Raw genomic sequence first — 18,238 nt, forward strand, 5'->3', positions numbered from 1 at the left:
GACAACCAAGGACAGTACGAAACATGGACAGCCTCATTACCTTCGAAAAACTGACGGCGAAACACCTGCCTTACCTGTATGAGATCCGCTTTTCCGTCGAAGAGAACCTGCTGCATCCGCATCAGATCCAGTATCTGCAGCGCAAGCAGGCGCTGGAAGACATCAACCAGGGCGGTGGCTGGATCTGCAAGTATGGCGAGGACTATGCCGGCGTTGGATTCGGGTTGTTCATCCCCGAACCGTTGATCGGCGGACTGTTCGTGAAGCCGGAATACCAATCAATGGGAATGGGTTCTGCCTTGCTGGCGCGCGTCACTGCCTGGATGTTTGAGCACGGCGCCGAAGCCATTCACTTAACCACCGATCCCGGCTCGAAAGCCGAAGGTTTTTATCAACATCACGGTTGGGATGTGATCGGGCGGGATGAGTTCGGTCAGGCGGAGCTGGTGAAACGCAAAGAGGGTGAATAATGAAAATCAAAGGATTGATGACGTTACTGCTGCTTTCGCTGTTCAGCGCACCGTTGTATGCGGCCGTTGACTCTTTTTACCTGAAGCCGGCGGACGGCGAGAAGATCAAGGTCACCCGACAGATGCTGGAGGCGATGCCGTCGCACACGATTAAAACCTCGACCAATTTCACCCCGGAAGAGGCGTTCACCGGCGTTGAGTTTTCGGAGCTGGTGAAAGCGTACCATCTGCAAGGGAAGTCGGTGCGCGCCTTCGCGTGGGACGACTATTCCTATTCGATGCCGATTGACGAGATGATTAAATATCGCGTAATTGTCGCCTATCTGCGCGGCGGTAAGCCGATCGACGTGGGGGAGCTGGGGCCGTTCGCTATTATCTATCCGCGCGATCAATACCCCGAGCTGAATAACCTGGACGTGAACGCGAAAACCGTCTGGCAAGTCAAACGGCTGGAGATTAAATGAGATGAGCAAGAAACTGATCGGTACTCTTATCGCGTTGGTTGCCATCTTCTCCTTATTAATTTTGCTGATTGCCATTAACTTCGGTGGCGTAAAAGAGCGCTATAAGCAGATCGAACCCAATCTGGATAACTACTCGGTGGCCGAGATCCTGTTTCTGGCGTTTGAAAGAACCAAAACTGCGCTGCTGCTCAGTGAAAACGACGACTACGACGCTTTCCTGATCAAAAAGAAAATATTTTACTCGAAGATCCAAATCCTGGAGAGCCGCTCCACCTTCAGCGACTCTTTCTATTACGACGACGAATTTATCAAGAACGTCGCTCTGCTGAAGCAACAGTACCGAACGCTGGGCGATCTTTCCGTCGGTTTGCTGGCAGGGCGGAAAAGCAAGGCAGATATCCTCGCTTATATGGATGACATCGAGGGTACGTTGGTCGATATCCAGGAGATTATTTATCGGATACAAATTAAAAACTTCACCGAGGTTAAAGGCATCATCCAGGATAATTCGAGAAAAGCCGAGATGTTCGCCGTCTTATCGCTGATTTTGGTGTTCCTGATGATGTTCCTGGTGGTGAGAAATGCCTTCTCGTTAAAAGAGATCATCAAGAACAAGAACATCTTTATCTCATCCATCTACCATGAAATCGCCGGTTCGACGCAGGCCATCGTCATCGCCGCGGATATCATGGAGCACGAGCTGGCGCAGGAAGAGCTCAAAAAGGAGGCCCGCCTGATCTCCTACCACGGCAACAAGATCGCCGAACAAACGCGCGAGGTGATGGATTATTCGCGTTTTGAAATGGGGGAGGTTAACGTCAATATTTCCACCTTTCGGCTGCATGAGGTGGTGGACGATGCCATGACCAGTATCAGCGCTGGGCGCGGTAATCGCATCGTGGTGCGTCGTTCATCCTATGTTGGTTTGATTTGCTCCGACAAATATAAGCTCTACCGAATATTGGCCAATCTGCTCAGCAACGCGGACAAATTTACCCACCACGGCGCGATCATCCTCAACGTGAAGGTGTGCCATGGCAATCTGTATTTATGGGTAAAAGACAACGGCATCGGATTTAACGTTAATAATCTGGAACGGTTGTACAAGGCGTTCAATCAGGGAGTAGAAAGGGAAACGCGGCAGGGACTGGGGCTGGGGCTGACCATTATCAAGAATTATGTGACGACGCTGAAAGGCGCCATCAGAGTCAAATCCACCGAAGGCGTTGGTTCATCGTTTTTCATCCGCATTCCGGTCAAACTAATTAAAGAATAAATTCGACAGCAGCAGTGAGGAGATAATCAGCGGTTTGGTCGGTTTTTCCACCAGGTGCACGTCATAGTGCAGGATCATATCGCCGATATTCTTCTCATAGTGATTCAGCTGGCCGGTCAGAATGATGATGCGCGCGTGCGGATCGAGGGTGTCCTTTATTTTCTTCACGACGCGTTCTGAGGTTTCGCCGAAGTCCAACAGCCAGTCCAGAATAAACGCCTCAAAGGACTGTTGCTCAAGTGCGGCCAGCATGGCATCCGCCGTTTGAAAGGTCTCGGTCTCAATGCCGTAGCGGCAGGCGATTTTCTTCAACAGCTCGAGGATATCGCTGTCGTTGTCCAGGATCGCGATGCGCGGCGCCGGCAGAAAGTCTATCTTGTTGACTCTGTACAGCGGTACGTCGGCCTGCGTATCCCGGCTGGTATTGATGATGAAAAGGTCATCTTTTTTGTAGGCGTAGGTTTCGTCGTCGTCCAGCTGTGTCACCGGGTGTTCGTCGACTTCAACCTTACAGCGTTTGTGAATGCTGTTCATGATAAAAACGCCGTTATGCGTTCTTTGGCCGGCGAATGGCTCGTTGAAGTACTGAAACACCTTTCTGACTTCGTCGAGGGTGATGCCCCTTTTACCATCCAGCTTCTGCTTGGCGCTGTTGTACTGAAGGTTCAGTATGTTGGCCATCGTGGAGGCATGTTTTCTGTCGCCAACCCCTTTCAGAGTGAGCAACGCGCTGATTGCATCGATGTAATTTGGCGTTTTCTTCATGACAACCTTGGCTTTTTTGATGTTGACCGCGAGCGTGGCAAATCTGCGCGAGGACCCGTGCTGGATTATAGATGATGCCCCGGAGGTTGCGGTGATATCAGTTTGATTTTCCTTGGCAAACTCAGAATACACTCGATATCAAATAAAAAAACACTCAAAAGACATTCACATTTAATCGTTTGTATGGTTAATTAGCGCACATACTGTGTGATTCGCGTCCTGGGGGGGTTGCCAGTCTCACAAAATAAACCGCCTGCTCTTGTCTGTAAGCAGGGAGCAGGCGGCAAAAAAACGCGACGGCCAACACCAGGGCCATTGGCAGTACTGAAGATGACCGGCACTTTTTCGAAAATGGCTCGCTGTCATGTTCGGGCCTGCTGATATTGTCGAACGCTTTCTACCACCACCTCGGGCGCAACCACGCCTTCCTGCCCCAAAATCACTGCTTGTGAAGTGCCCTGCGCGACGATTCGTTCGCCGATGCTGAACGTATGCGTCGCATAGAAGTAGCGTTCGTCCCAATGGGTAATGGTCATGCTGACCCGATAGCGTTGGAACGGCCGCAGCGCTTTTTTATAGTCCATCGTATGTTGACTGACGATCGGTGACCAGCGTCGTTTGAGCATTAGCGCCAGCAGGCCGGTGCGAATAAACAGATCGACCCGGTTCAGGTCGCATACCGTCATATAGCGGCCATTGTTCATGTGCAAGTTGATATCGATGTCATTCAGCCAGACGCGGGTCGCCAGTTGGTTGGTCAGCGCATCCATCGACATGCGCGGTTTCCACAGTGAAGAGAGCAAGATCCAGATCAAACGCAGGTAGAGGTTCATGGTCAGTATTCCGCCGGATTGTCAGATCAGTAAGGTGGTCAGATTTTAACTGTGGTCAAACCAGTTTGTTTTGTCAAAACGCATGACGCCATTTTGCGTGATGGCAGGGGCCCGAGGGAGCCCGGAGTCGCGCAAGAGCGTCCGTGCGCGATCCGGGGTTGGATAAGGCGGGGCCATCGAGAGGGAGACGGCCCCGGCCGGCGCCGGGTTTGGCGGTCGGCAACGTCACTATAATCGGCGCGTTTGCCGGCGCCAGCGCCACCGTTCGGCATTGCGCGGCCGCTCCAGCGTTTTCTTCGCACGGCGGCAAACGTTGCCGTCTATTGCGCGCTGCGTCCCAGATAATCGTCCCAGTCTTTCCACACCGGCTGCAGCCCGGCGTTGCTGATGGCCTCGGCGACCTGCTGCGGCGTGCGGCCGTCGTGCGGCTCAAACTGTTCCAGCTCAGGCGGTACGTCGTCGGCATAGCCGCCGGGTTGCGTCTTGGATCCGGCGCTGACGCTATTGATTGCCACCGGGATCATATGATCGCGGAAGTACGGCGACTCCCGGGTAGACAGCGACAGCTCAACGTCCGGCGCGAACAGCCGGAAGGCGCAGATCAGCTGCACCAGCTGAGGCTCACTCATGATAGACGCGGGCTCAATGCCGCCGGCGCAGGGGCGCAGGCGTGGGAACGAGATCGAGTAGCGGCTCTGCCAATAGGTTTGCTGCAGGTAGAACAGGTGTTCCGCCAGCAGATAGCAGTCGGTTCGCCAGCTGTGGGACAGGCCGATTAACGCGCCGAGGCCGATCTTGTCGATCCCGGCGCGCCCCAGGCGATCCGGCGTGGCCAGGCGCCAATGGAAATCCTGTTTCTGGCCGCGCAGGTGGTGCTGCAGATAGGTGGCCGGATGGTAGGTTTCCTGGTACACCAGCACGCCGTCCAGGCCCAGCGTTTTCAGTTCGGCGTATTCCTCCTGCGCCAGCGGCTGCACTTCCATCATCAGCGAGCTGAAGTGGCGGCGGATCGCCGGAATGTGCTGGCGGAAATAGTCCATGCCAACCTTGGTCTGATGTTCGCCGGTGACCAGCAACAGATGTTCGAACCCCAGCGCCTTGATGGCTTCGCACTCGCGCGCAATCTCCGCCGCATCCAGCGTTTTGCGCTTGATGCGGTTGCTCATTGAAAAGCCGCAGTAGGTGCAGTCGTTGGCGCACAGGTTGGACAGGTACAGCGGCACATAGAAGCTGACGACGTTGCCGAACCGCTGACGGGTCAGCAACTGCGCGCGTTGCGCCAACGGTTCCAGATACGGCGCGGCCGCGGGGGAGATCAGCGCCATAAAGTCGTCGCGCGTCAGCTTGTCGGCGTTCAATGCGCGTTCCACGTCGCGCGCCGTTTTGCCGTTGATGCGCAGCGTAATGTCGTCCCAGTCCAGCTGTTGCCAGCGGCTACTGAAATCGTCGGTCATCACTGCGCCTCCTCTGGCTGGCTGAGGAAAGCGGTCAGCGGGCTGGACGCGACCGCGCCGCGCTGGCTGGAGCCTAATCCGGCGCTGCGTGCCAGCTCGCCGGCCTCCAGCGCCAGGCGAAATGCCCGCGCCATCTGCACCGGATCGCGCGCCACGGCGATGGCGGTATTCACCAGCACCGCGTCGGCGCCCAGCTCCATCGCTTCCAGCGCGTGGCTTGGCGCGCCTATGCCGGCGTCTACCACCACCGGCACCTTAGCTTGCTCGATGATGATTTCGAGGAAGTCACGGGTGCGCAGACCGCGGTTGGAGCCGATAGGGGCGCCGAGCGGCATCACCGCTGCACATCCCACTTCTTCCAGCCGTTTGCACAGCACCGGATCGGCGCCGCAGTAGGGCAGCACCACAAAACCGTCTTTCACCAGCGTTTCCGCCGCCTTCAGCGTTTCTATCGGATCCGGCAGCAGGTATTTCACATCGGGATGGATCTCCAGCTTCACCCAGTGGGTGCCGAGCGCTTCGCGCGCCAGTCGGGCGGCGAACACCGCTTCGGCGGCCGTTTTGGCGCCGGAGGTATTGGGCAACAGCCTGACGCCCAACTGTTGCAGCGGCGCCAAAATGGCGTCGTTGCCGCCGCGCAGATCGACGCGCTTCATGGCCATGGTCACCAGCTGTGAGCCGGAGGCCGCCAGCGCCTCCAACATCAGCGCCGGGGTGGCGAACTTGCCGGTGCCGGTGAACAGGCGCGAGGTAAAAGTGGTATCGGCGATTTTCAGCATGTCAGCCTCCGGCGATCGCTTGAAACAGCAAAATGTCGTCACCGTCCTGCACCTGATGGTCGGCCCAGTCGGCACGTGGGATGATGGTTTGGTTGATCGCCAGCGCGGTGCCCGGCTGGTGGCGTTCCAGCTGGGTCAGCAGGGCGGCGACGCTGAGCGGCTGTGCCAGCTCCAGCGGTTGGTCGTTCAGACGGATCTTCATGCGGCGCCTCCGCAGACCGGGCAGGCGCGGGCCCGGCTCAGCTGCAGCGTGCTCCAGCTCTGCTGCTTGCCGTCGAACAGCCGCAGCTTGCCGCTGAGGGAGGAAGGAAGGCCGGCCAGCATCTTGATGGCCTCCAGCGCTTGCAGAGTGCCGATCACGCCCACCACCGGGCCGAGCACCCCGGCGGTGCGGCAGTTGCGCTGCGGTTCTTCCTGCTCCGGGTACAGGCAGGCGTAGCAGCCGTGCGCATAGGGCGGCTCGAGCACCAGCAGCTGGCCGCTGAAACCCACTGCGCTGCCGCTGATCAGCGGCTTGGCGGCGGCGATGCAGGCGGCGTTGACCTCATGGCGGGTCGCCATGTTGTCGCAGCAGTCCAGCACCAGATCGGCGCGGGCGACCGCGTCGCGCAGCGCTTGCCCTTGCAGCCGCTGCGCCAGCGGGATGGACTCCACCAACGGGTTCAACGCCTGCAGATGGCGTTGCGCCAGCGCCGCTTTGCCGGTGGCGGTATCGGCGCTGCGGTACAGGATTTGCCGCTGCAGGTTGGTGACGTGCAGCGTGTCGTCGTCGGCCAGCAGCAGCGTGCCGACGCCGGCGGCGGCCAGATACAGCGAAGCCGGGGACCCCAGCCCCCCCAGGCCGACGATCAGCACCGTGGCGCGCTTGAGTTTTTCCTGACCTTCCGGACCGACATCCTCCAGCAGCAGCTGGCGGCTGTAGCGCAGGAACTCCCGATCGTTAAGCATCGTTCGGCTCCTTACCTTCGATCAGCCGCAGCAGTTCGGCCGTCGCCGCGCGCCAGTCCGGCGCCTGGGTGATGGCGCTGACCACCGCCACGCTGCCGACGCCGCACGCCAGCACCGCCGGCACGCGATCGATACTGATCCCGCCGATCGCCACCGTCGGGTAATCCGCCAAACCGGCGATGTGGCGTTTTAACTCCGCCAGCCCCTGCGGCGCCGAAGGCATGTCTTTGGTCTGGGTGGGGAAGATGTGCCCCAGCGCGATGTAGGAGGGTTTCACCGCCAGCGCGCGCGCCAGCTCGGCATCGTCATGGGTGGAAACGCCGAGCCGCAGCCCGGCGCGGTGAATGGCCGCCAGATCGGTGGTATCGAGATCTTCTTGGCCCAGATGCACGCCGTAGGCGCCGTGCTTGATCGCCAGCCGCCAGTAATCGTTGATGAACAGCCGCGCCTGATAACGCCGACCCAGCGCGATGGCGGCGGCGATATCCTCTTCGACCTGCTCGTCCGGCAGATCCTTGATGCGCAGCTGGATCGTGGTAACGCCGGCCTCCAGCAGGCGAGCGATCCACGCCACGCTGTCGACGACCGGGTAAAGCCCCAGTTTGTGGGGCGTCGCCGGGAAGGGCGTCGTGATATCAGTCATTGCTCGTCTCCTCCTGCAGATTGCCGGCGCTGTGATACAGCTCGCTGCCGCGGGCGCGGAACTCGGCGGACATTTTCTCCATGCCGGTCAGCTGCACCTCGATCGGTTTGACGGCCTCTTGGGCGGCGGCGTAGTCGCGCACCTCTTGTGAAATCTTCATCGAGCAGAATTTCGGTCCGCACATCGAGCAGAAGTGAGCGATCTTGCCGGACTCCTGCGGCAGGGTTTCGTCGTGATAGGCACGCGCGGTGGCCGGATCGAGCGCCAGATTGAACTGATCTTCCCAGCGGAATTCGAAACGCGCCTTGGACATGGCGTTATCGCGAATTTGCGCGCCCGGATGGCCTTTGGCCAGATCGGCGGCGTGGGCGGCGATCTTGTAGGTGATCAGGCCCTGTTTGACGTCCTCTTTATTCGGCAGGCCGAGGTGCTCTTTCGGCGTGACGTAACACAGCATGGCGCAGCCGAACCAGCCAATCATCGCCGCGCCGATGCCGGAGGTGAAATGGTCATAGCCCGGGGCGATATCGGTGGTCAGCGGGCCAAGGGTGTAGAACGGCGCTTCGTGGCAATGTTCCAGCTCTTCGGTCATGTTGCGGCGGATCATCTGCATCGGCACGTGGCCCGGGCCTTCAATCATCACCTGTACGTCGTATTCCCAGGCGATTTTGGTCAGCTCGCCCAGCGTATGCAGCTCGGCGAACTGGGCCTCGTCGTTGGCGTCCTGAATCGAGCCGGGGCGCAGGCCGTCGCCGAGCGACAGCGAAACGTCGTAGGCGGCGCAGATCTCGCAGATTTCACGGAAGTGCTGATAGAGGAAGTTTTCCTGATGGTGCGACAGACACCATTTGGCCATGATCGAGCCGCCGCGCGACACGATGCCGGTCAGGCGTTTGGCGGTCATCGGCACGTAGCGCAGCAGCACGCCGGCGTGGATGGTGAAGTAATCGACCCCTTGTTCAGCCTGTTCCAGCAGCGTATCGCGGAACATCTCCCAGGTGAGGTTTTCCGCCACGCCGTTGACCTTCTCCAGCGCCTGGTAGATCGGCACGGTGCCGATGGGCACCGGGCTGTTGCGCAGGATCCACTCGCGGGTTTCGTGAATATAGCGGCCGGTGGAGAGATCCATCACGGTGTCTGCGCCCCAGCGGGTGGCCCACACCAGCTTCTCCACCTCTTCTTCGATCGACGACGTGACCGCCGAGTTGCCGATATTGGCGTTCACCTTCACCAGGAAATTGCGGCCGATGATCATCGGCTCCGCCTCCGGGTGATTGATGTTGGCGGGAATGATGGCGCGGCCGGCGGCCACTTCCTGGCGCACGAACTCCGGCGTGATGTTGTCCGGCAGGTTGGCGCCCCAGCCCTGGCCCGGATGCTGGTGGCGCAGCACCTCGCCGCGAATGCGTTCGCGCCCCATGTTTTCACGGATGGCGATGAACTCCATCTCCGGGGTGACGATGCCGGCGCGGGCATAGTGCAGTTGGGTCACGCACTTGCCCGGCAACGCCTTGCGCGGCAGCGGCAGATGTTCGAAGCGCAGGTGATCCAGCCCCTCGTCCGCCAGACGCTGTTGGGTGAAGCCGGAACTGGCGCCGCTCAGGGTCGCAGTATCGCCGCGCGCGTCGATCCAGCCGGCGCGCAGCTTGGCCAGGCCGGCGTGCACATCGAGCTCGGCCTGCGGATCGCCGTACGGGCCCGCGGTGTCATATACCGGGATCGCCTCGTTCTGTTCATACTGCGGGCTATCTTTGCTGCCGCCGACCAGGGTCGGGCTGAGCTGAATTTCGCGCATCGGCACCTGGATATCGCGGCGCGAGCCCTGCAGGTAGATGCGGCGAGAGTTTGGGAAAGCCATGCCTTGCAGCGTGTCGATAAACTGCTGGGCGGCTTCGCGTTGCGCTTTACGGGCGCGCGGTGGATTAACGTTAGACATAGCAAGTTCCTACCAGTGTGTTGGGTTGGGAAAGTTGCTTGTCTGGAGCTCGGAGGGAGTAATGATGGTGGCCGATAGGGCTGGGCGCCCGCAAGGGGAAGGCCGTGCCTGTGGCGATAGATTACTCTTGTTCCCTTCGCGGGTATTAACCCGATCAGGTTCCGCGGATCCCGAATTAACGGTCTCAGCCTGGCTGATTCGATGAACAAATCAGGCGCTAGGCACTCCGACAAGATGCCCCCCAGTATAGGAGGGATAAGAAAAAAAACTATAAAATTTTAACGCGCCGGATCCAGCGCCTGGTCCGGCAGCGGTTGCTGCGCGGCCTCCGCTTCCAACAGGATCAGCTTATCTTCCAGCGCAAAGCGCGCCGCCAGCGTTTCGCCGATATCCGACAAGGCCTGATGGAATTCCAGACAGACCTCCTGATCGATATCCACTTCGGTATAGCGATCGTGGAACGCCATGATCTGTTCGGTATTGGCCCATAGCTTGGGGTAGATGTTCACCGCCAGCGACATTTTCGGACTGGCTGCGCCTTCCACTTGTTTGATAATTCTGTCATAGATATGAAAATGCCCTGCGGAGAGGTAATCCACCAGGTTATGGCAAAAGTTCTCCAGCGCTTTTTCATTCAGCGGCGTATGCTTTTCTTTATTCGGTTTGAGGCCTACCAGCGTGCAGTAGGCGACCAGCAACTGCTTGCGGGCCTGAAGCCATTGATCAACTAATTCATTACTACCGCCAACGCGCTGAGTCAGCCTTTCCAAACGGTTGAGCATGTTTGACTCCGTGTAAGTAACAAAAGTAACCGGTAAGTTATTAAAATGTAACAAAGCCGATTTGTAGAGTGCCAGTGAAGCTGAGGTTGTGCAACAACGATATGGAACTTGCATTAACGGGCAATGAAAACGGCTGGTGGATCGTCAGCCATGAAAGCAAACTTTGGTTACCGAACGGTGAATTGCCGTCAGGAACGGCCGCCGCCCTCGGGCTGCAGGGCCACATGGCGCGCGTCATCGGTGAGTGGGAGGGCGCGCCGGTCTGGCTGGTGCGCCAGGCGATGCCGCGGGAGATGGGATCGGTGCGTCAGCTGTTGGATCAGGATCGTGGTCTGTTCCAGCTTGCCGGGCGCGGCGTGCAGCTGGCGGATTTCTACCGCTCCCATCGCTATTGCGGCTACTGCGGCCATGAGATGCATCTCAGCCGCACCGAAAGCGCCTGCCTCTGCGGCCACTGCAAAGAACGGTACTACCCGCAGATTGCGCCCTGCGTGATCGTCGCCATTCGGCGCGACGATCAGATCCTGCTGGCGCAGCACGTGCGCCATCGCGGCGGTATCCACACGGTGCTGGCCGGTTTCGTCGAAGTGGGCGAAACGCTGGAGCAGGCGGTGGCGCGCGAAGTGATGGAAGAGAGCAATATCGAAATCAAGAACCTGCGCTACGTCACTTCACAACCCTGGCCGTTCCCACACTCGCTGATGATGGCCTTTATGGCCGATTACCATCAGGGCGACCTTCGTCACGATCCCAAGGAGCTGCTTAACGCCGGCTGGTATCGCTACGACCAACTGCCGCTGTTGCCGCCGCCCGGCACCGTGGCGCGCCGGTTGATTGAGGACACCGTGGCGCTGTGCCGGGAAGAATAATGTACAATGGCCGGCAGATTATTAAGGGAGCCCCATAAATGACTGAGTTGAAGAACGATCGCTACCTGCGCGCGCTGTTGCGCCAGCCGGTGGATGTGACCCCCGTATGGATGATGCGCCAGGCCGGTCGTTATTTGCCGGAGTACAAGGCGACCCGCGCCCAGGCCGGTGATTTCATGTCGCTGTGCAAGAACGCGGAGCTGGCCTGTGAGGTTACGCTGCAGCCGCTGCGCCGCTATGTGCTGGACGCCGCCATTCTGTTCTCCGACATTCTCACCATTCCCGACGCCATGGGGCTTGGCCTGTACTTTGAAGCCGGCGAAGGCCCGCGTTTCAGCTCACCTATCACCTGCCGTGCCGACGTCGACAAACTGCCGGCGTTCGATCCGGAAGTGGAGCTGGGCTATGTGATGAACGCGGTGCGCACCATCCGCCGCGAGCTGAAGGGCGAAGTGCCGCTGATCGGCTTCTCCGGCAGCCCGTGGACGCTGGCTACCTATATGGTTGAAGGCGGGAGCAGCAAGGCCTTCATCAAGCTGAAAAAAATGATGTATGCCGAACCGGCCACGCTGCACCTGTTGCTGGACAAGCTGGCGGACAGCGTGATCCTGTACCTCAACGCCCAAATCAAGGCCGGCGCGCAGTCGGTGATGGTGTTCGACACCTGGGGCGGGGTGCTGACCGGGCGCGATTACCGCGAGTTCTCGTTGCACTACATGCACAAGATCGTCGATGGCCTGCTGCGTGAAAATGACGGCCGCCGCGTGCCGGTGACGCTGTTTACCAAAGGCGGCGGGCAGTGGCTGGAGGCGATGGCCGCCACCGGCTGCGATGCGCTGGGGCTGGACTGGACCACCGATATCGCCGACGCGCGTCGGCGCGTGGGCGACAAAGTGGCGCTGCAGGGCAATATGGATCCGTCGATGCTCTATGCTTCTCCGGCGCGCATCGCGGAAGAGGTGGAGACCATTCTGGCCGGTTTTGGCCACGGCAACGGTCATGTGTTCAACCTGGGCCACGGCATCCATCAGGATGTGCCGCCTGAGCACGCCGGCGCCTTCGTCGAGGCGGTGCACGCGCAGTCGGCGAAATACCACCGTTAAGGATTCGATGTGACCGATATGCAGGCCCTGCGCGCCGAACAGCTGCGGCGCGCTGCTGAAGTCATTCGCTACGACGATCTGCCGGCCGAACCGCCGGCCTTCATCGCCGGCGCTGACGTGGGCTTCGAGCAGGAGGGGGCGGTGACGCGTGCCGCCATCGCCATACTGCGCTATCCGTCGCTGGAGCTGGTGGAATATCAGGTGGCGCGCATCGCCACCGTCATGCCTTATATCCCGGGCTTCCTGTCGTTTCGCGAATACCCGGCGCTGTTGGCCGCCTGGGGACAGCTGCGGCAAAAGCCGGGGCTGATCTTCGTCGATGGACATGGCGTTTCACATCCGCGGCGCCTCGGCGTCGCCAGCCATTTCGGCCTGCTGGTCGATGTACCGACCATCGGCGTGGCCAAGAAGCGCCTGTGCGGCAAATTCGCGCCGCTGGAGGCCGCCGTTGGCGCGCTGGCACCGTTGGAAGATAAGGGGGAACAGCTGGGCTGGGTATGGCGCAGCAAGGCGCGCTGCAACCCGCTGTTCATCTCTACCGGTCACCGCGTGGGCGCCGACAGCGCGCTGGCGTGGGTGCAGCGCTGTATGGCGGGCTACCGTTTGCCGGAGCCGACCCGCTGGGCCGACGCCATCGCTTCGCGCCGTCCGGCGTTTCAGCGTTGGTTGCAGCAGCATCCGGAGGTGTCGCCATGAGCGATTTCGGGTACACTGCGCCGCAGATAACGCGTAAGAGAGTAAAGCATGCTACGTAACCCGATTCATTTACGTCTGGAACGGCACGAGGCTTGGCAACATTTGACCTTTATGGCCAGTTTGTGCGAGCGTATGTACCCGAATTACCAGATGTTCTGCAAACAGACCGAGTTCGGCGATCCGGCGATTTATCGCCGCATTCTGGATTTGGTGTGGGAAACGCTGGTGGTGAAGGACGCCAAGGTCAACTTCGACAGCCAGCTCGAGAAGTTGGAAGAGGCGATTCCGTCGGCGGAAGATTACGATCTTTACGGCGTTTACCCGGCAATTGATGCCTGTATCGCATTAGGGGAACTGATCCATTCGCGGCTCGGCGGGGAGACGCTGGAGCACGCCATCGCCATCAGCGAAACATCGATTCGCACCGTGGCGATGTTGGAAATGACTCAAGCTGGTAGGGAAATGACCGACGAAGAGTTGGGAAGTTTGCCTGCGGTAGAGGAAGAATGGGACATTCAATGGGAAATTTTCCGCCTGTTGGACGCCTGTGAAGAGCGCGATATAGACCTGATCAAGGGGCTGCGATCCGACCTGCGAGAGGCCGGTGTCAGCAACATCGGGATAAATTTAGCGCAATAAGGCAACAAAACGTGATTTAACGCCTGATTTGTCATGCCTTAAGGCTTCACATCCGCACCCTGTCTGGTCTACATTTGGGGGGCGTAAAAAAAGTGGCTATCGGTGCGTGTATGCAGGAGAGTGCTGTCAATCGGCATATCCGTCGCACTCGATGCTTTGCAAACGATAAACACACTGTAAGGATAACTTATGAACAAGACTCAACTGATTGATGTAATCGCGGACAAGGCTGACCTTTCCAAAGCACAAGCTAAACTGGCTCTGGAATCCACCCTGGCTGCTATTACTGAGTCTCTGAAAGAAGGTGATGCAGTACAATTGGTTGGCTTCGGTACTTTCAAAGTAAACCATCGTAGCGAGCGCACTGGCCGCAACCCACAGACTGGCAAAGAAATCAAAATCGCAGCAGCCAACGTGCCTGCGTTCGTTTCTGGCAAAGCACTGAAAGACGCTGTTAAATAAGACCGCGCCTCGGTGAAAAGATTAAACAGAGGGGCGATGGCGCCCCTTTTGTTTACTCGTCGGGTGCTCATGGCCGCCGGCATCGCCCTCGGTCTGAGCGCCTGCAGTTTCCATTCCGATATTCCCAGCTTTACCGCCAGCGGCTTTGTGGCCGATCAAGGCGTGATACGCCTGTGGCGTAAAGACGATGAGCAACATCGCCCGCAGGTGCTGGTCAGCGTCTATAGTCCCTACCGCGGACCGGGTACCATCACCACGCTGTACACCTATCAGGGCGACGTGCTGCGCCAAATCAAACGCAACGACGCCGACGGCGATCGAGATTCCATTCAACTGCGCTTTGCCGACGACGGCACGGTGAGCTTTATGCAACGCCAGCTGGCGACACGTCGCGAACCGCTGACCCGCGATGAAATCGCCCTGTATCAATATCAGGCGCGACGTATCCTCGAAGTCAGCAATGCGCTGCGCGCCGGCAAGGTCAAATTGCTGCAGGGGCGTTGGTTGCAGGGCGAAGTGCAAACCTGCGACGGGCAGCGCTTAAAACCCAGGTTAGATGCCTCCGCCATCGCCTGGATCGAAAAACGCGCCCGCAGCAGCAGCCGGCCGGTGAGCGTCGCCTGGTTGGAAGCGCCGGAAGGCAGCGAGCTGCTGCTGGTGGCGAACGACGACTTCTGCAGCTGGGAACCGAAAGAAGACCAGCTATAAAAAAGGCCCCGCGCTGCGGAGCCTCTTGTCATGACCTTATCAGGTCAAATCACTTGCCGCGCGCAATCGCGCGATAACCGATATCTTTGCGGCAGAAGCTGCCCGGCCACTGGATGCCTTCCGCCAGCTGATAAGCGCGTTGTTGCGCCTGCGCCACGGTGTCGCCCAGCGCCGTCACGCACAGAACGCGACCGCCGCTGGTGACGACGTCATTGCCCTGCAGGCGCGTGCCGGCATGGAAGACCTTACCGTCGGCGCTTTCCTGTTGCGGCAGCCCTTGGATCACCTCGCCGTTGCGATAGTCACCCGGATAACCGCCGGCCGCCAGCACCACGCCGAGCGCGGGGCGCTCGTCCCAGTCGGAGGTTTTCTCGTTCAGGCGGCCTTCGGCGCCCGCCAGGCACAGTTCCACCAGATCGGAACGCAGGCGCAGCATGATCGGCTGGGTTTCCGGATCGCCGAAACGACAGTTGAATTCGATCACCTTCGGCTGGCCGTCGGCGGCGATCATCAGGCCGGCGTAAAGGAAGCCGACGTAGGTGTTGCCTTCCGCCGCCATGCCGCGCACCGTCGGCCAGATCACCTGGTCCATGGCGCGCCGGTGGATTTCGTCGGTCACTACCGGTGCGGGAGAATAGGCGCCCATGCCGCCGGTGTTCGGGCCGGTGTCGCCGTCGCCGACGCGCTTGTGGTCCTGGCTGGTGGCCATCGGCACCACGTTCTCGCCGTCGACCATCACGATGAAGCTGGCCTCTTCACCGTCAAGGAACTCTTCCACCACGATGCGATGACCGGCGTCGCCGAAGGCGTTGCCGGCCAACATGTCGCGCACCGCCTCTTCCGCTTCCTGCAGCGTCATCGCGACGATCACGCCTTTACCGGCCGCCAGGCCATCGGCCTTGATGACGATCGGCGCGCCTTTGCTGCGCACGTAGGCCAGCGCCGGCTCCACGTCGGTGAAGTTTTCATATTCGGCGGTCGGGATGCGGTGGCGCGCCAGGAAATCCTTAGTGAAAGCTTTGGAGCCTTCGAGCTGCGCGGCGGCCTGCGTCGGGCCGAAGATTTTCAGACCGGCGGCCTGGAAGGCGTCGACCACGCCAATCACCAGCGGGGCTTCCGGCCCGACGATGGTCAGACCGATGTCATGGCTCTGGGCGAAAGCGACCAGGGCGGGGATATCGGTGGCGGCGATCGCCACGTTCTCCAGATTGGCTTCCAGCGCGGTGCCGGCATTGCCCGGCGCAACGTAGACTTTATCCGCCAGCGGAGACTGGGCGGCTTTCCAGGCCAGCGCGTGCTCGCGCCCGCCGTTGCCGATAATCAAAATGTTCATCAGGGGCTCCACGAATGGCGTGCGCCGAAGCGCACGCGGCAAAAGGAATTAATGGCGGAAATGACGCATGTCGGTGAAGATCATCGCGATGCCGTGTTCGTTGGCGGCGGCGATCACTTCGTCGTCGCGGATCGAGCCGCCAGGCTGGATCACGCAGGTGATGCCGACTGCAGCTGCGGCATCGATGCCGTCACGGAACGGGAAGAAGGCGTCGGAGGCCATGGCGGATCCTTTCACTTCCAGCCCTTCGTCGCTCGCTTTGATGCCGGCGATCTTGGCGGAATAAACGCGGCTCATCTGGCCGGCGCCTATGCCGATGGTCATATTGTCACGTGCATAAACGATGGCGTTGGATTTCACGAACTTGGCCACTTTCCAGCAGAACAGCGCGTCACGCAGTTCCTGTTCGGTCGGCTGGCGCTCGGATACCACGCGCAGATCGGCGGCGGTCACCATGCCGAGATCGCGATCCTGTACCAGCAGCCCGCCGTTGACGCGCTTGAAGTCCAGCCCCGCCACGCGTTGCTGCCACTGGCCGCAGGCCAGCACGCGCACGTTCTGTTTGGCGGCCAGCAGGGAGCGCGCTTCCTGAGTGACGTTTGGCGCGATGATCACTTCCACGAACTGGCGGCTGATGATCGCCTGCGCGGTGGCGGCGTCCAGCTCGCGGTTAAAGGCGATGATGCCGCCGAAGGCGGAAGTCGGGTCGGTTTGGTAAGCGCGCTCATAGGCGGCGAGGATGTCGTCGCCGATTGCCACGCCGCAAGGGTTGGCGTGCTTGACGATCACGCAGGCCGGTTCGGCGAACTCTTTCACGCATTCCAGCGCGGCGTCGGTATCGGCGATGTTGTTATAGGACAGCGCTTTGCCCTGCAACTGCTCGGCGGTCGCGACGGACGCTTCCTTTACCTCTTCTTCTATATAGAAGGCGGCTTGCTGGTGGCTGTTCTCACCGTAACGCATATCCTGCTTCTTGATGTAGTTGAGGTTCAGGGTACGAGGGAAGCGGCCGGACGGCTGTTCGGTCTCGCCGTGGTACGCCGGCACCAGCGCGCCGAAGTAGTTGGCGATCATGCTGTCGTAGGCGGCGGTGTGTTCGAAGGCCTTGATGGCGAGATCGAAGCGGGTGGCATAGCGCAGCGAGCCGTCGTTGTTGTCCATCTCGGTAATGATGGCGGCGTAGTCGCTGCTCTTCACCACGATGGCGACGTCTTTATGGTTCTTGGCGGCGGAGCGCACCATGGTCGGGCCGCCGATATCGATATTTTCGACCGCGTCTTCCAGCGAGCAATCCGGGCGCGCTACGGTTTGGGCGAACGGGTACAGATTGACGACCACCATGTCGATAGGCTGGATGTCATGCTGATTCATGACCGCGTCGTCCTGGCCGCGGCGGCCGAGGATACCGCCGTGAACTTTCGGATGCAGGGTCTTTACTCGTCCGTCCATCATCTCCGGGAAGCCGGTATAGTCGGAAACTTCGGTAACGGGCAGACCGGCGTCTGCCAGCAGGCGGGCGGTGCCGCCGGTGGAGAGCAGTTCAACGCCGCGCTGGGAAAGCGCTTCGGCGAATTCAACGATACCGGCTTTGTCAGACACGCTGAGCAGAGCCCGGCGGATTGGACGAGGTTGTTGCATGGTTTTATCCCTTGGCTTTGAGTCGCAATTAAAGAGCGTTACGTGAATGTCCACCTCGTTCTCTCTATAAAGCGCGGTTTTCTGCCTTATAAAGGGAGGGACAGGCACAAATTCAGGTAACGCCCCCGTAAAAAGGGGGATCGTTTCGTCGCGGGGAATTGTAGCGAAAACGTTTGCGTGGCGCTCGTAAATTTTCCGTACAAATCGCATCTGTGGATAACACTGTGTGCAAGTGGGTATAAAGCGGGGTTTTGCTGTGGAATGCAGCTAACGATCGTTTTTGCTGAAAATACCTGTTGCGGCCTGCGAGGAACTCCCTATAATGCGCCTCCATCGACACGGAACATGTGAACAACTTCACAGAGTATCCGGGGGTCGCAGAGAAAAAATCCTGAAAATTAGGGTTGACTCTGAAAGAGGAAAGCGTAATATACGCCACC

20 protein-coding genes and 1 riboswitch are annotated in these 18,238 nt (G+C 59.5%); of the genes, 9 read left to right on the forward strand and 11 right to left on the reverse strand.

The genetic code is table 11. The features are described 5' to 3' along the window. Nucleotides 1-23: 23 nt before the first annotated feature. Genes ACSBQV_RS23720 through ACSBQV_RS23730 form a run of 3 tightly spaced genes read left to right on the forward strand, consistent with a single transcriptional unit; the run spans nt 24 to nt 2,210 of the window. A complete protein-coding gene (locus ACSBQV_RS23720; RefSeq protein WP_033652702.1) occupies nt 24-470 on the forward strand; it encodes a GNAT family N-acetyltransferase in 447 nt (148 codons plus the stop codon). After that, a complete protein-coding gene (locus ACSBQV_RS23725; protein ID WP_046897425.1) occupies nt 470-934 on the forward strand; it encodes an oxidoreductase in 465 nt (154 codons plus the stop codon). The genes ACSBQV_RS23720 and ACSBQV_RS23725 overlap by 1 nt, the downstream gene beginning before the upstream one ends. 1 nt (nt 935) lies before the next feature. Beyond that, nucleotides 936-2,210 carry a sensor histidine kinase gene (locus ACSBQV_RS23730; protein ID WP_033644360.1) on the forward strand — a complete coding sequence of 425 codons (1,275 nt, stop codon included), beginning with the start codon at nt 936-938 and terminating at the stop codon, nt 2,208-2,210. Here the strand turns inward: ACSBQV_RS23730 and ACSBQV_RS23735 are convergent. From ACSBQV_RS23735 to ACSBQV_RS23775, 9 genes are all read right to left on the reverse strand, one after another. Then, nucleotides 2,196-2,975 (reverse strand): helix-turn-helix domain-containing protein, encoded by a 780-nt coding sequence (locus ACSBQV_RS23735; protein WP_046688068.1) that lies wholly within the window; start codon nt 2,973-2,975, stop codon nt 2,196-2,198. The two genes, ACSBQV_RS23730 and ACSBQV_RS23735, sit on opposite strands and share 15 nt — an antisense overlap. 362 nt (nt 2,976-3,337) lie before the next feature. Next, nucleotides 3,338-3,808, reverse strand: coding sequence for a thioesterase family protein (locus ACSBQV_RS23740; RefSeq protein WP_197775433.1), 471 nt, complete (start codon nt 3,806-3,808; stop codon nt 3,338-3,340). A 320-nt stretch (nt 3,809-4,128) separates the two neighbouring features. Next, the gene (gene thiH, locus ACSBQV_RS23745; RefSeq protein WP_033644362.1) at nt 4,129-5,262 is read right to left on the reverse strand and encodes a 2-iminoacetate synthase ThiH; all 1,134 of its coding nucleotides are present in this window, start codon (nt 5,260-5,262) and stop codon (nt 4,129-4,131) included. Further along, entirely contained in the window at nt 5,262-6,041 is a 780-nt protein-coding gene (locus tag ACSBQV_RS23750) for a thiazole synthase (protein WP_033652706.1), read from the reverse strand. The genes thiH and ACSBQV_RS23750 overlap by 1 nt, the downstream gene beginning before the upstream one ends. A 1-nt stretch (nt 6,042) precedes the next feature. Further along, a complete protein-coding gene (gene thiS / locus ACSBQV_RS23755) occupies nt 6,043-6,243 on the reverse strand; it encodes a sulfur carrier protein ThiS (RefSeq protein ID WP_016929423.1) in 201 nt (66 codons plus the stop codon). Next, the gene (locus ACSBQV_RS23760; protein WP_033644364.1) at nt 6,240-6,989 is read right to left on the reverse strand and encodes a HesA/MoeB/ThiF family protein; all 750 of its coding nucleotides are present in this window, start codon (nt 6,987-6,989) and stop codon (nt 6,240-6,242) included. Before ACSBQV_RS23760 ends, thiS begins: the two co-directional genes overlap by 4 nt. Next, nucleotides 6,982-7,632, reverse strand: a complete 651-nt coding sequence (gene thiE, locus ACSBQV_RS23765) for a thiamine phosphate synthase (RefSeq protein WP_033652708.1) — start codon at nt 7,630-7,632, stop codon at nt 6,982-6,984. The genes ACSBQV_RS23760 and thiE overlap by 8 nt, the downstream gene beginning before the upstream one ends. Then, on the reverse strand, nt 7,625-9,568 hold the full coding sequence (gene thiC, locus ACSBQV_RS23770) for a phosphomethylpyrimidine synthase ThiC (protein WP_099785472.1): 1,944 nt from the start codon (nt 9,566-9,568) through the stop codon (nt 7,625-7,627). Before thiC ends, thiE begins: the two co-directional genes overlap by 8 nt. Before the next feature lie 114 nt (nt 9,569-9,682). Next, a riboswitch (TPP riboswitch) is annotated at nt 9,683-9,807 on the reverse strand. Nucleotides 9,808-9,846: 39 nt separating this feature from the next. Continuing rightward, entirely contained in the window at nt 9,847-10,350 is a 504-nt protein-coding gene (locus tag ACSBQV_RS23775) for an Rsd/AlgQ family anti-sigma factor (RefSeq protein WP_019456431.1), read from the reverse strand. A gap of 101 nt (nt 10,351-10,451) precedes the next feature. Here ACSBQV_RS23775 and nudC point away from each other — a divergent pair, with 101 nt between their 5' ends. From nudC to ACSBQV_RS23805, 6 genes are all read left to right on the forward strand, one after another. Beyond that, entirely contained in the window at nt 10,452-11,219 is a 768-nt protein-coding gene (gene nudC / locus ACSBQV_RS23780; protein ID WP_033652716.1) for an NAD(+) diphosphatase, read from the forward strand. A 38-nt stretch (nt 11,220-11,257) separates the two neighbouring features. After that, entirely contained in the window at nt 11,258-12,322 is a 1,065-nt protein-coding gene (gene hemE, locus ACSBQV_RS23785) for a uroporphyrinogen decarboxylase (RefSeq protein ID WP_099785470.1), read from the forward strand. Nucleotides 12,323-12,331: 9 nt separating this feature from the next. Next, nucleotides 12,332-13,018, forward strand: coding sequence for a deoxyribonuclease V (nfi, locus tag ACSBQV_RS23790; protein ID WP_099785468.1), 687 nt, complete (start codon nt 12,332-12,334; stop codon nt 13,016-13,018). Between the two features lie 48 nt (nt 13,019-13,066). After that, nucleotides 13,067-13,657, forward strand: a complete 591-nt coding sequence (locus ACSBQV_RS23795; RefSeq protein ID WP_033644369.1) for a YjaG family protein — start codon at nt 13,067-13,069, stop codon at nt 13,655-13,657. A 189-nt stretch (nt 13,658-13,846) separates the two neighbouring features. Then, nucleotides 13,847-14,119, forward strand: a complete 273-nt coding sequence (gene hupA, locus ACSBQV_RS23800; protein WP_004929874.1) for a nucleoid-associated protein HU-alpha — start codon at nt 13,847-13,849, stop codon at nt 14,117-14,119. A 36-nt stretch (nt 14,120-14,155) separates the two neighbouring features. Beyond that, nucleotides 14,156-14,827 (forward strand): DUF1481 domain-containing protein, encoded by a 672-nt coding sequence (locus ACSBQV_RS23805; protein WP_099785466.1) that lies wholly within the window; start codon nt 14,156-14,158, stop codon nt 14,825-14,827. Between the two features lie 49 nt (nt 14,828-14,876). Here ACSBQV_RS23805 and purD read toward each other — a convergent pair whose 3' ends face one another. Next, complete coding sequence (purD, locus tag ACSBQV_RS23810) at nt 14,877-16,160, reverse strand: phosphoribosylamine--glycine ligase (RefSeq protein ID WP_099785464.1); 1,284 nt, start codon at nt 16,158-16,160, stop codon at nt 14,877-14,879. Between the two features lie 48 nt (nt 16,161-16,208). Then, entirely contained in the window at nt 16,209-17,798 is a 1,590-nt protein-coding gene (gene purH, locus ACSBQV_RS23815; RefSeq protein WP_089181545.1) for a bifunctional phosphoribosylaminoimidazolecarboxamide formyltransferase/IMP cyclohydrolase, read from the reverse strand. Nucleotides 17,799-18,238 lie beyond the last annotated feature (440 nt).

Origin of the sequence: Serratia sp. B501, assembly GCF_051172315.1 — a bacterium.
GTDB classification, from domain to species: domain Bacteria; phylum Pseudomonadota; class Gammaproteobacteria; order Enterobacterales; family Enterobacteriaceae; genus Serratia; species Serratia ureilytica.